Annotated in this window: 12 protein-coding genes; 4 read left to right on the forward strand and 8 right to left on the reverse strand. The window is 72.3% G+C overall.

Annotated features, from left to right (window positions below):
• Window positions 1–49: 49 nt before the first annotated feature.
• Window positions 50–1297: an FAD-dependent monooxygenase gene (locus JNB62_RS14490; protein WP_223231167.1), complete on the forward strand. Its 1248-nt coding sequence runs from the start codon at window positions 50–52 to the stop codon at window positions 1295–1297.
• 434 nt (window positions 1298–1731) lie between these two features.
• Here the strand turns inward: JNB62_RS14490 and JNB62_RS14495 are convergent, their stop codons facing one another.
• The 7 genes from JNB62_RS14495 to JNB62_RS14525 form a co-directional block, all read right to left on the reverse strand.
• Window positions 1732–3405 carry a GMC family oxidoreductase gene (locus JNB62_RS14495; protein ID WP_220301612.1) on the reverse strand — a complete coding sequence of 558 codons (1674 nt, stop codon included), beginning with the start codon at window positions 3403–3405 and terminating at the stop codon, window positions 1732–1734.
• Complete coding sequence (locus tag JNB62_RS14500; RefSeq protein WP_220301613.1) at window positions 3402–5201, reverse strand: aldehyde dehydrogenase family protein; 1800 nt, start codon at window positions 5199–5201, stop codon at window positions 3402–3404. Before JNB62_RS14500 ends, JNB62_RS14495 begins: the two co-directional genes overlap by 4 nt.
• Before the next feature lie 496 nt (window positions 5202–5697).
• On the reverse strand, window positions 5698–7086 hold the full coding sequence (locus JNB62_RS14505) for an MFS transporter (protein ID WP_223231168.1): 1389 nt from the start codon (window positions 7084–7086) through the stop codon (window positions 5698–5700).
• A gap of 220 nt (window positions 7087–7306) precedes the next feature.
• A complete protein-coding gene (locus JNB62_RS14510) occupies window positions 7307–8563 on the reverse strand; it encodes a kynureninase (protein WP_220301614.1) in 1257 nt (418 codons plus the stop codon).
• Window positions 8550–9530: a hypothetical protein gene (locus JNB62_RS14515; RefSeq protein ID WP_220301615.1), complete on the reverse strand. Its 981-nt coding sequence runs from the start codon at window positions 9528–9530 to the stop codon at window positions 8550–8552. The genes JNB62_RS14510 and JNB62_RS14515 overlap by 14 nt, the downstream gene beginning before the upstream one ends.
• Window positions 9530–10378, reverse strand: coding sequence for a tryptophan 2,3-dioxygenase (gene kynA, locus JNB62_RS14520; RefSeq protein ID WP_220301616.1), 849 nt, complete (start codon window positions 10376–10378; stop codon window positions 9530–9532). Before kynA ends, JNB62_RS14515 begins: the two co-directional genes overlap by 1 nt.
• 540 nt (window positions 10379–10918) lie before the next feature.
• Entirely contained in the window at window positions 10919–11182 is a 264-nt protein-coding gene (locus JNB62_RS14525) for a glutaredoxin family protein (RefSeq protein WP_220301617.1), read from the reverse strand.
• A 121-nt stretch (window positions 11183–11303) separates the two neighbouring features.
• Between JNB62_RS14525 and JNB62_RS14530 the strand changes: the two genes are divergently transcribed.
• The gene (locus tag JNB62_RS14530) at window positions 11304–12485 is read left to right on the forward strand and encodes a glycosyltransferase (RefSeq protein ID WP_220301618.1); all 1182 of its coding nucleotides are present in this window, start codon (window positions 11304–11306) and stop codon (window positions 12483–12485) included.
• Between the two features lie 30 nt (window positions 12486–12515).
• Here JNB62_RS14530 and JNB62_RS14535 read toward each other — a convergent pair whose 3' ends face one another.
• Window positions 12516–13670, reverse strand: a complete 1155-nt coding sequence (locus JNB62_RS14535; RefSeq protein ID WP_220301619.1) for a polysaccharide deacetylase family protein — start codon at window positions 13668–13670, stop codon at window positions 12516–12518.
• A gap of 134 nt (window positions 13671–13804) precedes the next feature.
• Here JNB62_RS14535 and JNB62_RS14540 point away from each other — a divergent pair, with 134 nt between their 5' ends.
• The gene (locus tag JNB62_RS14540) at window positions 13805–14170 is read left to right on the forward strand and encodes a hypothetical protein (RefSeq protein WP_220301620.1); all 366 of its coding nucleotides are present in this window, start codon (window positions 13805–13807) and stop codon (window positions 14168–14170) included.
• Between the two features lie 21 nt (window positions 14171–14191).
• Window positions 14192–14707 carry a glycine cleavage system protein R gene (locus JNB62_RS14545; protein ID WP_220301621.1) on the forward strand — a complete coding sequence of 172 codons (516 nt, stop codon included), beginning with the start codon at window positions 14192–14194 and terminating at the stop codon, window positions 14705–14707.
• Window position 14708 lies beyond the last annotated feature (1 nt).

Consider the following 14708-nt stretch of genomic DNA (forward strand, 5'->3'; position numbering starts at 1 on the left):
CTGTTAGACATATGTCTCACACAGATGTCTAAAACAGATGGGATGCCTCATGAACGACTTCGATCGCACACCGCACGTCCTCGTGTCCGGTGCCGGCATCGCCGGCCTCGCCCTTGCCCTGCAGCTCGTGCGCTCGGGCATCCGCACCACGGTCGTCGAGCGCGCGGCGGCTCCCCGCGCCGGCGGGCAGGCCGTCGACCTCCGAGGCGCCAGCCGTGAGGTGGCCGAGCGCATGGGGATCATGCCCGGCGTCGACCGCTACCGCGTGCACGAGGAGGGCATGTCGTACGTCGACGGCGAAGGGAAGGTGTTCGGCCGCATGTCGATGGCCGACTTCGACGGCGAGGGTGCGGTGGCCGAGATCGAGATCGCCCGCGGCGACCTGGCCGAGGTGCTGCTGGATGCGCTCCGCACCGCGGCCGACGTGGCGCCGGGCCTCCTCGACCTGCGCTTCGGCGATCGCCTGACGGCCCTGACGCAGGATGCCACCGGCGTGGACGTCGAGTTCGAGCACGCGGAGCCCGACCGCGTCGACGTCGTGGTCGGCGCCGACGGGGTGCACTCGCTCACCCGCCGCCTCGCGTTCGGGCCCGACGAGCAGTTCGCCACCTACCTCGGCGGCTACATGGCCTTCTTCACGATGCTCACGCCCGCCGACCTCGAAGAGAACTGGTTCGCGCTGCGCTTCGTGCCGGGTGCCACGTTCGGCATCCGCCCCGACCTCGACCCCACGACGTCGAAGGCGATCCTCACGTTCCGCATGGACCGCGACCCGTCGCTGCGCGGCGACCGGGCCGCTCAGGAGGCGCTGATCCGCGAGCGCATAGCGGGGGCCGGCTGGCACGCGCCGGCCGTGCTCGAGGCGCTGGGTGCGGCATCCGATCTGTACTTCGACGAGCTCGTGCGCATCGACGTTCCCGACGTCACGAACGGCCGTGTGGTGCTGCTCGGGGATGCCGCGTCCTGCGGCTCGCCGATGACCGGACAGGGGACGGCCACCGCCCTCATCGGCGCGTATCTGCTGGCGGCGCGGATCGCCGCGACGCCCGGCGACGCACCCGGTGCGCTGCGTCGCTACACGGACGACATCGCTCCGTTCGCCGAGAAGGGCAAGGAGATCCCGGGCGGCGGCATCAAGCGCATGGTGCCGGCGACGAGGTTCGAGGCGGCCGTGTCGCGCGCGATGACTCGCGTGATGTTCTCGAAGGCCATGCTGCCCCTCGTGCGCCGCATGTTCTCGGGCGGCGAGACGCTGCCGCTGCCCGAGGTGGCCGTGCCGGTGGTTCCCGGTCGTTGAGCGGAGGGCGCCCTGGCGCCCGCAGACGAAACGCGCTCTGGCATGGGGTCGTCCGTGCGGTCGGGGCGTTTCGCCTCGCTCGCTCAATGACCGGGAGGTGTCGGTCGTTGAGCGGAGGGCGCCCTGGCGCCCGCAGACGAAACGCGCTCTGGCATGGGGTCGTCCGTGCGGTTGGGGCGTTTCGTCTCGCTCGTACCTCGCTCGCTCAACGACCGGGGGGGGTGGTCGTTGAGCGGAGCGCGCTCTGGCGCGCGCAGACGAAACGCGGTCTGGCACGAGGTCGTCCGTGCGGTCGGGGCGTTTCGCCTCGCTCGCTCAACGGCCGGGTGCCGGTCGTTGAGCGGAGGGCGCTCTGGCGCCCGAAGACGAAACGCAGACTGGTGCGAGGTTGGTCGTGCGGTCGGGGCGTTTCGTCTCGCTCGTACCTCGCTCGCTCAACGACCAGGGCCGGAGCGGCGGCCGAGCAGCAGGTCCGCTGCGACCTCGCCGATCACGATCGCCGGCGCGTTCGTGTGGCCGCGGATCACGGTGGGCATCACCGAGGCATCGCCCACGCGCAGCCCTGAGACGCCGCGCACCCGCAGCTCGGGGTCGACGACGGATGCGGCATCCGTCCCCATCCGGGCCGTGCCGACGGGGTGGTACAGGGTGTGCGAGTAGCGGCGCATCGAGAGCTCGGCCCGCTCCTCGGGCGTCATGCGCTCGCCGCCCTCAGGCTGCACCCAGTCGCCCGTCGTGACCTTGCGGAGCGCGTCGGTGTCGAGGAGGCGCTCGCACTCGGCGAGACCGGCCCGCATCGTGGCGGCGTCGAGGCCCTCGGCGTCCGAGAGGTACGCGGGGTCGATGAGCGGCGCGGCCAGCGGATCGGCCGACACGAGCCGGATGGTCCCGCGGCTGCGGGGGCGCAGCAGGATCGCCCCGATGGTGAGCCCGTGGCGGGGCGTCGGCACGAGGCCTTCACCGACGTAGGGGACGGGCGCGAAGATGATCTCGATGTCGGGGAGGCCGTCGGGCATACCGGCGCGGTCCGCCACCGGCGTGCGTACGAACCCGTACGCCTCGCCGACGTTCGAGCTCAGCATGCCTCGCCGCCCGGTCAGGTAGCGCACGAGCTCGATGGCCTTCTCGGCGTCGTACAGCGTGCCCGCGTCGGCGGCCGGTGCCAGCCCGGCGACCAGATGGTCCTGCAGGTTCGTGCCGACGTCGGGCGCGTCGACGACGACCTCGATCCCGTGCTCGGCCAGGTGCGCGGCCGGGCCGATGCCGCTCAGCATCAGCAGCTGCGGCGTGTTGATCGCACCGCCCGACAGGACCACCTCGCGCCGGGCCCGGACGTGCCGCGTGATGCCGTCGACGTCGACGTACACGCCCGTCGCGCGGGGCGGCTCGCCGCCGTCCGGAGCGTCGAACGTCACGCGCCGCACGTGCGCGCCCGTCAGCACGCGCAGCCCCGCCCGTCGCTTCGCCGGCCGCAGGTACGAATCGGCGGTCGAGGCGCGCCGGCCCGCGGTCTCGCTCACCATGGTCTGCGAGAATCCCTGACCCGCCGGCAGATTGGGAGGAGTGACGGGATGCCCCGCCTCACGCGCCGCCTCCAGGAACGCCGCGGTCTGCGACCGGGGGTCGCGCTGGTGCTCGACGGCCTGCGGGCCGTCGGTGCCCTGTGTCGGATCGACCGGATCGGCGGTGCGCTCCACCCGGCGGAAGTACGGGACCAGGGCGTCCCACGACCAGCCTGGGCCGGCGGCATCCGCCCACTCGTCATAGTCCGCGGCGAAGCCCCGGATCCACATCATCGCGTTGAGCGACGACGAGCCGCCCAGCGTCTTGCCGCGCGGCCAGTACACCGTGCGACCCTCGAGCTCGGGCTGGGGGACGGTGTCGTAGTTCCAGTCGTACGGGCCGCGGAAGAGCTTCGAGAACGCGGCGGGGACGTGCAGCTCCATGGCCTTGTCGGGCCCGCCGGCCTCCAGCAGCAGCACCGACACCGTCGGGTCTTCGCTGAGGCGGGCGGCGAGAGCCGCTCCCGCGGAGCCTGCGCCCACGACGACGTAGTCGGCCTCCAGCCCGTCACGGCCGAACCGCTCCGGCCGCGAGGCGCGGCTCATGCCTGCATGGCCTTCGCGAGCGTGGCGACGAGGCCCGGGATCCTGCCGTCGACCAGGTAGCGCGTGAGGCCGGCGCTCACCTCGGCGCCGGTGCGCGAGCTCACGAACCACGGGGGCGTCGGCAGGATCGTGCCCTTCGACAGGCTCAGGAACCGGAGCTTGTCGCCGATCGACCGCGGGAAGGGGCGGAACGGACCGCGTGCGACCGACCGCTCGACCCGGTCGAGCAGCAGCGCGTTGTGCACGACGCCGATGCCGCTCGACACGTCGGCGAGCGTCGCACCGGGGAACCCGCCCCACGTCAGGCGTGCGGTGAGGAAGTTGAAGGCCGTCCACGTGTTGATGGCGATGTCGCCGTAGCGCAGGTCGGCGATCGCCCGCTCGAACCCCTCGCCGAGCGCCGCCTCGGTCACGGGGTCGATGAGGACGTTGGCGCCGAGGGTCCCGGTGAGTCGGTCGTTCGCATGGGCGACGGCCGCGTCGAGGAACTCCTGCCCCGTGCCGCCCACCTCGACGACGCCCAAGATCGGCGCGAAGTACTCCGTCGTCTCGACGGGCGCCGGGTCGTCGCCGTCCTTGACCTCCACGATCGCGCGGGTGTGATCGGCGCACCACACGGCATCGGGATAGCTGGATGCCGCGGCCCCGAGCCGCTCGTCGCTGCGGGGGTACCACACCGGGCGTTCGGGCGCGGCGGCGTAGGCCTCATGCAGGCGATGCAGGAACTCCGCGCGCTGCGGCCAGTCCGCGCTCACGATCACGACCTGGCCGGCGATGCAGTTGTGCCCCGCGTTGACGAGCCGCATGGTGGCGACGTGTTCGGCCTGGTACTTCAGGTCGGCAGCCGACCACTGGCCCGGCACGACGATGATGGGCGAGACGCCGCCGAGCTCCGCCGTGATCGGCACCTTGAGCTTCGGAGCGGTGCGGTCGCCCCCCTCGGTCGCTGAGCCTGTCGAAGCGCCCCACACGATCGCGTCGAACGTGGCGGCCGATCCCGTGATGTGGACGTGCACGAGGCGGGGGTGCGACGTGAGGTAGGCGCCGGTGGCGGCGCCGCCGCGCACGATGCGGACGAAGCCGGGCTCGATGAGCGGAGCCAGCGCGCGCTCGAACACGGGCACGAGCGCGTCCTGCGTCGGGTTGACCTTGAGCAGGGCCACGCGGTTGTGAGCGAACAGCTCGTACAGCACATCGGCCACCGGGATCGAGGTGACGTTGCCGGCGCCCAGCACGAGGCCCACGCCGCCGGGCTCGGTCGGCCTCAGCTGCCCGAGGCCCGCCTCGCGGCGCGCCTCGGCGGCGGTCACGCCGGGCTCGAACCACACCTCGCCGGTGAAGCCCGAGAGCAGGAACCGCTCGGTGCCGTTCAGCGGGAACGTGTGCGCGCGCAGGCGCCCGCCCGGAGCCTCGTCGAGCTTCACGCCGTCGAGCGGGCTCTTGCCCCTCGCGAGCGCCTCGAGCGTTTCGCGCAGGGCGTCGAGCAGGCCGATGATCGCGTAGGGGCCGCCGAGCCATTCCTCGCCCGACAGTGCGTGTCCGGGCTCCAGGCCCTTCGACAGGGTGGCCGCGTCGGCCCACTCCTGCGCCACCGCGCCCACGGCGTCGCGCACCCGGCCGAGCAGCCGCGCACGCTGGTCGAGCGTGAGAGCCGCCCACACGCGTGAGCCCGCTTCGAGGCGGTCGATGTCGGCGTCGAGGGCCGCGCGCTCCTCGTCGGGCAGCGACGGACCGGCATCCTTCGACGCGGCCTTCTTGGCACGCGGCTTCGCAGGGGTCGACGACGTGGGGGACATGCGCTCTCCTTCGAACTCGTGCCCGGAACCCGGGTCGGGTGAGTCCGTCACCGGGCATCCTACGTCACGGGCCGTCCGCGCGGTACGCAGTTCCACAGGCGGTGCGACTCAGTATCGGTGGATGCCGCCGGCCGGCGCGCACTTGTGCACAGGCGCGGATCCGCTCCTGCGGAGGTCGCGGGCGACACGCCGGGTGGCGGCATCCCCTCGTCGGCGTGTCGCAGGGTCGCTCCGCTCGTGCGGATCCGATTCTGCGCGCCACGCTCGTCGCGTGCGGCGGCCGCGCGACGAGGATCGGTGGATGCCGCCGGCCCGCGCGCACTCGTGCACAGCCGCGGATCCGCTCCCGCGGAGGTCGCGGGCGACAGGCCGGGTGGCGGCATCCCGTCGTCGGCGTGTCGGAGGCAGCTCCGCTTGTGCGGATCCGATTCTGTGCGCCACGTCCGGCGCGTGCGGCGGCCGCGCGACGAGGATCGGTGGATGCCGCACCGCCGCATCAGGACGCGTCGATGTCGGCGCGCCGCAGCGGGTAGCGGGCGAGCGTCACGAGGCTCGCCGCGATCAGCACGGCGGGCACGAGGCTGAAGCTGACGACGATGCCGGTCACGGCGGCATCCGGCTGCTGCACGATCTCACCGGCCGCGCGTGAGACGTAGCCGGTCAGCGCCAGGATGAGCGACAGCGTCGTCGCGCCCAGCGCGAAGCCGACGGTCTCGCCCGCCGTCCAGACGCCGCTGAACTCCCCGGCGCGTCCGGCACCGTGCGTGCGCTCGTCGTGCGAGATGACATCGGGGAGCATCGCCATCGGCAGCGACTGCATGCCCGCGTACGCGATGCCGGCGACGCCGACGGGCACGTAGATCCAGTCGCCCGGCGCCCACAGCACCCCGAGGATCGACAGGGCCGCGACGCCGAACAAGACGCTCGCGATCGCGAACGTGCGCTCCTTGCCGATGCGCCGGGCGACGACGCCCCAGCCCGGCGCGGCCAGCAGCGCCGGCGCGATGAGCGCGACGAACAGCAGCTCGACGGCGGCCTCCGAGTGCAGCACCCACGTCGCCACGTACTGCGCGCCGGCGAGCATGAGGCCGGTCGCGAGCGCCTGGAGCACGAACGTGGCGAGCAGCAGCCGGAAGGGGCGGCTGCGGCGCAGGGCGTGGATGCCGGCGGCATAGTGCTCGCGGATGCCCGTCTTCTCGCCCACCGGCGCCGCGCCGGGCGCGACGGCTGAGCGCCGCGCGACGGTCGTCGAGACCAGCATCCCGATCCCGATGACGACGCCGCACACGACGCCCATCACGAGGTAGCCGACGACCGGATCGTCCGACACGCGGCGCAGCGCGGGTCCGCCGGCGCCGAACAGCAGGATCGCCAGGGTGAGCACGACGACGCGCCACGTCAGCAGCCTCGTGCGCTCGTCGTACCGCGGGGTGAGTTCCGCGGGCAGCGCGATGTACGGCACCTGGAAGAGGCTGAAAGCGGTGGCGGTGAGGGTGAACGCCAGCAGCACCCAGATCCCGGCGGCGACAGGTCCGAGGGCCGGCGGCACCGCGAACGTCAGCGAGAACAGCACCGGCAGCGCGCACGCGCCGATCAGCATCAGCCGGCGACGGCTGCTGTGGCGCGCGAGGTCGCGGTCGCTGAGCGCGCCGATGACCGGGTCGATGATGACGTCCCACACCTTGGCGATCGTGATGACGGCTCCCGCTGCCAGCGCCGCGACGCCGAGCGAGTCGGTGAGGTAGTAAGTCAGCACGAGCCCCGGCAGCGTCGCGAACCCGCCCGTGCCGAGCGACCCGGTCGCGTAGCGCGCGATCGTCCCTGCGCTCAGGCGCGAAGAAGTGGATGCCGCGGCTTCGGGTGCCGCCGGAGCCTCATTGCTCATCGCGCCAGTGTAGGTCAGCCTCGGTCCCCGGTCGTTCGTGGCGAGTCGCCAAGAACTGCGGCGTCGTCCGGTCGTTCTTGGCGACTCGCCACAGACTGCTGCCCGTCGGCTGTGCTGGCGAGTCGCCAGGAACTGCGGCGTGGTCCGGTCGTTCGTGGCGAGTCGCCAGGAACGACCCGGGATGGCGCCGACAACCGCCCGCGGACCGCCCCGCCTCGCCTCAGGCCTCGGCGCGCAGCGCCGCCTCGACCGCGCGGAGGCCGGCGAGCGTCTCGGCGAATGACGTCGACAGGGGCGACAGGCCGATGCGCAGGCCGCCGGGGTCGCGGTAGTCGGGGATGACGTCCTGCGTCCACAGCCGCGCGGTCACGGCGCGCATCGCCGGATGCGACAGCGTGACGTGTCCGCCGCGCGCGGAGGGGTCGCGCGGCGACGCCACGACCACGCCGAGAGGGGCGAGCAGCGCATCGGCCACACGCACGGCGAACGACGTGAGCGCGACGGACTTGTCGCGCACCGCCCTGATGCCGACCTCGTCCAGCAGCGCGATCGTGTCCTGCATCGCGAGCATGCCGACGATCGGCGGCGTACCCGACAGGAAGCGGCGCGTCCCGGGTGCCGGCTGGTACGCGGGTTCCATCGCGAACACGTCGGCCGTGCCCATCCACCCTTGGACGGGCTGCACGAGCCGGTCCTGCAGGCGGGTCGCGACGTACGCGAAGGCCGGCGACCCCGGGCCGCCGTTCAGGTACTTGTACGTGCAGCCGACGGCGAGGTCGAAGTCCCAGGCGTCGGCCTGCACGGGCACCGAGCCCGCGGAGTGGCACAGGTCCCACACGATGAGCGCGCCGGCATCGTGCGCGATGCGGGTGAGGGTCGCGGCATCCGCGAGGAATCCGGAGCGGTACGCGACGTGCGACAGCACGACCACCGCGGTCGAGGCACCCACCGCACGGCGCAGCGACGCGGCGTCGACGCCGGCGTCCAGTGTCACGTCGATCCAGCGCACCGTCCCGCCCCGCTCCGCGGCGATGCCCTCGACGAGGTAGCGGTCGGTGGGGAAGTTGTCGCGGTCCACCACGATCTCGACGCGCGCGGGGTCGGCGGCCACGGCGGCGTCGAAGGCGGCGCGCACGAGCTTGTACAGCAGCACGGTGGTGGAGTCGCCGATCACCGTCTGCCCGGGCGCTGCGCCGAGGGCGGTGCGCCCGAGGGCGTCGCCGATGTCGAAGGGCAGCTGCATCCACGACTCGTCCCAGCCGCGGATGAGCCGCCCGCCCCACTCGTCCTGCGCGAATCGGGCGAGGCGGTCCACCGACGCCCGCAGCGGGCGTCCGAGCGAGTTGCCGTCGAAGTACACGAGCGAGCTCTCGGCACCGACGAACCGGTCGCGGTACTCGCGCAGCGGGTCGGCGGAGTCGAGAGCGGATGCCTCGTCCGCGAGCGTCTCGACGGCCACGGTCTCAGCACTCGTCATGGATCAGCTCCTCGCTGGGGACGACCGTGGCTCCGCGCAGCCACGCGGCGACCTCGTCGAGCCGTGCGGGCGGATCCCCGGGCACGAACGTCGACACGCCCGACGGCGGCGCGGCGGCCGGCCAGGGATCGGCCATGGCCGCGATGAGCGCGGCGCCGCGGACGCCCGCGCGGTCGAGTTCGGCGACCTCCTCGGCGATGATGCCGACGGGCCGGTCGCCGTTGCCCAGGTCGGTGCCGTACAGCACGCGCCCACCGGCGGCGGCGAAGCCCGCCAGGTTGAGCCGGGCGGCCTCGGCGGCCTCGGGCCGGCCCTCGTGGATCGCCAGGGTCGAGATCCACACCTGCCCCGCCGCCACCGCATGCGCGATGAAGGCACGGCCGACGAACCCGTCGAACGGCGTGTGCGCGAACGCGTCGACGCCCGCCGCGGCAGCGAGCTGCGGCATCCCTTCGCCTTCGGCGTGCGCGACGACCGGGAGTCCGCGGTCGCGGGCCGTGGCGACGATCGCCGCGAGGGTCTCGGCATCGGGGACCGGGCCGGTGACGCTGTTGAGCGCGACCTTGATGACGGATGCCCCGAACGACGCCTGCTCGTCCACCGCCGTCGCGGCGCCGCCCGGAACCCCGGGGTGCGTCGACGAGTCGGTGATCTCGCGCACGATCTGCGGCGGCGCCCACGGCCGCCCGGCCGGGTAGCCGCCCGGCGCGGTGAGGAAGGCGCCGGCGTATGCCACCCGCGGAATGGCGTCCGCGGGGCGCTGTGCGAGCGCAACCGGGTCGCCGCCGAGGTCGACGACCGCTGCGATGCCGCCGGGCGCGAGGGAGTGCTCGTCGATGAGGTGCAGGTGCACGTGGTGGTCGGTGAACGGCGGCAGCGAGACACCGTGCTCGCCGGTGATCGCACGCCGGCACAGTGCCGCGTCGGGACCGAGCAGCTCGCGCAGCGCGAAGGGGTCGCCGTGCATCACAGCTCCGTCCGCACGGCGTACAGCTCGGGGAAGAAGGTGAGGTCGAGCGCCCGCTGCAGGAACGGGACGCCGCTGGAGCCGCCGGTGCCGATCTTCTGGCCGATGATGCGCTCGACGGTCTTGAGGTGGCGGAAGCGCCACAGCTGGAAGTTGTCTTCCAGGTCGACGAGCTCCTCGCACGTCTCGTACGCCGCCCAGTGCGTCTGCGGATCGCGGTAGACCTCGGTGAACACGGGCACGAGCTCGGGGGTGTACGTCCACGCCTTCGTCACGTCGCGTTCCAGGACCGATTCCGGGATCGGATAGCCGGTGCGGGCGAGCAGCCGCAGGAACTCGTCGTACAGGCTGGGTGCCTGCAGCGCCTGCTCGACGAGCGCGTGGGCCGCGGCATCCGACGCGAAAACCCGCAGCATCGCGGCGTTCTTGTTGCCGAGCGTGAACTCCACCGCCCGGTACTGCGCGGACTGGAAGCCGCTCGCATTGCCGAGCACGCCGCGGAACTGCGCGTACTCGGCCGGAGTGAGCGTCGCCAGCACCGACCACTGCTCGGTGAGCGTCTTCTGGATGTGCTTGACGCGCGCGATGCACTTGAGGGCGGGGGCGAGCTGGTCCTTGCGCAGCAGCCGGCACGCCGCTGCGAGCTCGTGCAGAACCAGCTTCAGCCACAGCTCGGTGGTCTGGTGCTGCACGATGAACAGCAGCTCGTCATGGTGCTCGGGGTCGCTCAGCGGCCGCTGGGCCGACAGCAGCGTCTCGAGATCGAGGTACCCGCCGTAGCTCATGCGGTCGTCGAAGTCGGTGACGACCGTTCCCTCGATCTCGCGGGTGTTGCGTTCGACGCTCACGGCCTCAGCCTAGGAGACGGGATGCCGTCACGGCAGGCCGACCGCCGGGCGAGGCGTTTCGTCTGCGGGCGTCAGAGCGCCCTCGGCTCAACGACCGGCACACCCGGTGCAGGCCGACCGCCGGGCGAGGCGTTTCGTCTGCGGGCGTCAGAGCGCCCTCGGCTCAACGACCGGCACACCCGGTGGAGGGCCGACCGCCGGGCGAGGCGTTTCGTCTGCGGGCGCCAGAGCGCCCTCCGCTCAACGACCGGCACACCCGGTGGAGGGCCGACGGCCCGGGGAGGCGTTTCGTCTGCGGGCGTCAGAGCGCCCTCGGCTCAACGACCGGCACACCCGGTGGAGGGCCGACCGCCCGGGGAGGCGTTTCGTCTGCGGGGCGCCAGAGCGCCCTCCGCTCAACGACCGGCACACCCGGTGGAGGGCCGCCCGGCGAGGCGTTTCGTCTGCGGGGGGGCAGAGCGCCCTCCGCTCAACGACCGGCACCCGGTCGTTGAGCGAGCGAGGAACGAGCGAGACGAAACGCCCGCGCGACGAACAGCGTCAGATGAGGGAGAGCTCGCGCAGCTTGGCCTCGACGTCGGCGTTCGACGGCTCGACGTGGTGCGAGGCGTCCGGGTACACGACCACGGGGATGTTGGTGCGGCCGGAGATGTCGCGCGCGACGTCGGCGGCGGCCGGGTCGGCGACGAGGTCGACGTAGGTGTACGAGATGCCGAGCTCGTCGAGCTGCTTCTTCGTGCGGATGCAGTCACGGCACCAGTCGGCGCCGAACATCGTGATGGTGGAGTCCGAGGGGGAGGTCATGCCTCCATTGTCTCGCGCCCCGCCTGGGCGGGCGCCGAAACCAGGTGCCGGCCGGGCGTATGCCCAGGGTTGCCTGTACACGCAACCGGCCGTTCAGGTGCGCGTGGAAAGATGTGCGGCGATGCTCTTGTCGATCGTGGTTCCGACGTTCAATGAGGCTCCCAACATCGAGGAGCTCGTTCGTCGCGTCGCGGCAGCCGTCGACGGTGCCGGCATCGATGCCGAGATCGTCTTCGTCGACGACTCGACGGATGCCACCCCCGACGTCATCGGCGAGGTCGCGGATCGCGTGGCGGCCGAGCGGGCGGCGGATGAGGCATCCCCTCTTCCGATCCGGCTGCTGCACCGGGAGCACCCGACCGGCGGGCTGGGCGGGGCCGTCATGGCGGGATTCGCGGCCGCCGCGTCGGACGCGTGCCTCGTGATGGACGGCGATCTGCAGCACCCGCCCGAAGAGATCCCCGCGCTGTGGCGGCGCTTCGCACGCGGCGACGTGGACGTCGTGATCGCGTCGCGGTACGCCGGCGGCGGCACGGCCGAGGGGCTGGCCGACCGCACGCGGGTGCTCGTGTCGAAGGGGGCGACGGCGCTCACGCGCGCGATGTTCCCGATCCGGCTCAAAGACGTCTCCGACCCGATGACCGGCTTCTTCCTCGTGGACCGCCGCACGGTCGACGATGCGCAACTGAAGCCGCGTGGGTTCAAGATCCTGCTCGAGATCCTCGCGCGACGCCCCATGCGGGTCGCGGAGGTGCCCTTCGACTTCGCCGACCGGCACGCCGGCGAGTCGAAGGCGTCGGTGCGCCAGGGCGTGCACTTCCTCACGCAGCTGACGGCGCTGCGGTTCGGCAAGATGTCGCTGTTCGCCATCATCGGCGGGCTCGGCGCGATCGCCAACGTCGCCATCGTGTGGGCCCTGACGCACCTGGGCGTCGACTACATCGTCGCAGCGGTGATCGCCGCCGAAGTCACGATCGTCGGCAACTTCCTGCTGCAGGAGCGGTTCGTCTTCCAGGACATGCGCGAGAACGCGTCGGGCGTGTGGCAGCGGTTCGCGAAGTCGTTCGCGTTCAACAACGCCGAAGCCGTCATCCGCATCCCGATCGTGGCGCTCATGGTGTCTGGCGGCCACGTGTCGGCGGTCGTCGCGACGGCCATCACGCTCGTCCTCGCGTTCTTCGTGCGCTTCGTGTTCCACTCGCTCGTCGTCTACGCGCCGCGCAAGGCCGGCGCCTCGGCATCCCCGGCGCGCGGATTCGTCGAAGAGCTCGACGCGCAGGCCACGGCCCCCGGAGAGCTGTAGTCCTGTGGATGCCGGGGGCCCGGCATCCACTCATCCGATCATGCCGATGAGGGCGTCCAGCCCCATGCCGTAATTGACGCGCTGCACCGGCAGGGCGAGCTTGTCGGTGCCGATCGTGACGTAGCCCGGCTCGATCGTGCGGGCCATCTCGAAGCCGGCCTGTGCGACCCCCTGCTTCGCGGTGTCGTTGTAGTGGCCGTACGGGTACGCGATGACCTCCTTGACGCCGAGGATGCCGGCCGAGGTCTCGAGGTCGGCGGCGATCTGATCGGCGGTCCAGTTGACCATGCGCCCCTTGCCGTTGTCGCCGGCCTGGTGCATGCCGTGGGTGTGAGAGCGGCGCAGCACGTATGTGCTCGGCGCCGGGTCCTGCCGGTAGGCGGTGATCATGAACGACGTCGCCAGCACCCGGTACTTGTCGACCACGGGCACCGCCAGGTCGAACCACGACTGGTCGGCGTCGTCGTCGGTGACGATCACGGAGTGGTTCGGAAGGAACAGCCGCCCGTCGATGAACGCCGACAGCTCGTCCCACGTGGGCAGGTAGAAGCCGCCGGTCGCGATGTGGTTCATGTGGGCGTCGAAGTCGCCGATGTAGGCGTAGTTGCCGCGCAGCCAGCCGCTCTCGCCCTCGGGCTTCACCGTGAACTGGTGGTACATGAGGATCGGGATGCGGGCGTCCTCGGCCGCGTTCTGCTCGGGGCTGACCCACGCGGCGTTGAGGGTGACGCGCTGGTCGATGCAGGAGACGGGTTCGGACCCGTTGACCCGCCCCGGGATCGAGAGTGCCGCGGCGTCCGCCGGCGTCGCGTACCACCCCGCGAACACGAGGCCGTCGCGAGCGGGGATCGGCAGGCCCGCGTACAGCGCGCCCTGGACCTGCAGCTGCGGCGCGTCGGTGATGCCGTCGCCCGCGAAGCTGACCGCGCACGCGGCCGGATCGGTCGTCGTCGCGAGCAGCTGCTCTTCGGGGGTGAGCGGAGCCGGCGTGGGTGTCGGGGTCGGGGTGACGGTGCTCGTCGGGACGGCGTCGCGTGCGGCGCCCGCTCCCGCTCGCGCCATCGAGATGGCGGTGACCGTGCCGGCGACAGCGGCGAGCACCACCACCGCGATCGCGATTCCGGCGAACACCCGCCCGCGGCGCCGTCTGTGGGGCCCGGGTGCGGGCGTGCCGAATGTGGCCATACGAATCCCCAGATCCGGGCCGCGATTCCCCTCGCGGCCGCCTCCCCTGGAGACTACCGGGATGCCGTCCCGTGGCGCGTGTGACGGCCCGGGATGTGGAGAACCGCGCCCGCCGGGACCGCTACGCTCGACGGATGCTGCCCGAGGACTGGATCGAGCACCGGCGCCCCGACGGCGAGGTGCTGGGATGGATGTGCGCCGACGGCGAGGGGTTCCGCGTGTTCGACCTGCTCGGCCGCGACCGCACGCCCGGCGACGGTGCGCCGATGGACTGGCTCGACGCGGAGGAGCTGCTCGAAGAGCTCGGCATCGGCTATCTGGCGGACCGGTGGACGCTGCGCCTGCCCGACGGCTCGGAGCGGCCGGTGCGCATCGGCGAGGCGAGCCCGCGGGGCGTCGTCGTGGTCGACGACGAATACGGCGCGGCCTCGGCCGTGGGAGCGAACCCCGAGCGCTTCTCGCTGCCGTTCCCGGTCGGCGACGCCCTCGCTCCGCGGTGACCGCCTCGGTACAGTGAGGCCATGACGACGCTCGTGCTCACCGTGGTCGGCGACGACCGGTCCGGACTCGTCGCAGCGGTGGCCGACGTCGTCGGCGCGCACGGCGGCAACTGGGAGACCAGCCAGCTCGCCGAGCTGTCGGGAGCCTTCGCGGGCATCATCGAGGTCTCGGTCGCCCCCGAGCGCGCCGATGCCCTGCGCGCTGCGCTGTCGTCGCTCGAGGGACTCCTGAAGGTCACCGTCCACCCCGGCGCCGAGGCCGTTCGCATCGCCACCGGCAGCCGTCCGCTGGCCCTCGAGGTCGTCGGCAACGACCGCGCCGGCATCGTGCGTGACATCAGCGCGGTGCTGACCGCGCACGGCGTCACGATCGACCGCATGTCGACCCGCACGACGGACGCCGCGATGTACGGCGGCAGGCTCTTCGAGGCGAGGGTCGAGGCCCGCGTGCCGGCATCCGTCGATCTCGACGCCCTCACCGCCGAGCTGGAGCGTCTCGCGACCGAGATCCAGGTCGACGTGACCCTCGGCTCGTGAC

The sequence above is a fragment of the Microbacterium jejuense genome, assembly GCF_019511665.1.
In the GTDB taxonomy this organism is placed as follows: Bacteria; Actinomycetota; Actinomycetes; order Actinomycetales; family Microbacteriaceae; genus Microbacterium; species Microbacterium jejuense_A.

Bases quoted from the DNA above. Each gene is read 5' to 3' on its own strand.
- JNB62_RS14495 (WP_220301612.1), bottom strand. From the start codon at position 3,405: ATGAGCCGCGCCTCGCGGCCGGAGCGGTTCGGCCGTGACGGGCTGGAG.
- JNB62_RS14505 (WP_223231168.1), bottom strand. From the start codon at position 7,086: ATGAGCAATGAGGCTCCGGCGGCACCCGAAGCCGCGGCATCCACTTCT.
- JNB62_RS14510 (WP_220301614.1), bottom strand. From the start codon at position 8,563: ATGACGAGTGCTGAGACCGTGGCCGTCGAGACGCTCGCGGACGAGGCA.
- JNB62_RS14500 (WP_220301613.1), bottom strand. From the start codon at position 5,201: ATGTCCCCCACGTCGTCGACCCCTGCGAAGCCGCGTGCCAAGAAGGCC.
- JNB62_RS14515 (WP_220301615.1), bottom strand. From the start codon at position 9,530: ATGCACGGCGACCCCTTCGCGCTGCGCGAGCTGCTCGGTCCCGACGCG.
- JNB62_RS14490 (WP_223231167.1), top strand. From the start codon at position 50: ATGAACGACTTCGATCGCACACCGCACGTCCTCGTGTCCGGTGCCGGC.
- JNB62_RS14530 (WP_220301618.1), top strand. From the start codon at position 11,304: ATGCTCTTGTCGATCGTGGTTCCGACGTTCAATGAGGCTCCCAACATC.
- JNB62_RS14535 (WP_220301619.1), bottom strand. From the start codon at position 13,670: ATGGCCACATTCGGCACGCCCGCACCCGGGCCCCACAGACGGCGCCGC.
- JNB62_RS14525 (WP_220301617.1), bottom strand. From the start codon at position 11,182: ATGACCTCCCCCTCGGACTCCACCATCACGATGTTCGGCGCCGACTGG.
- JNB62_RS14545 (WP_220301621.1), top strand. From the start codon at position 14,192: ATGACGACGCTCGTGCTCACCGTGGTCGGCGACGACCGGTCCGGACTC.
- JNB62_RS14540 (WP_220301620.1), top strand. From the start codon at position 13,805: ATGCTGCCCGAGGACTGGATCGAGCACCGGCGCCCCGACGGCGAGGTG.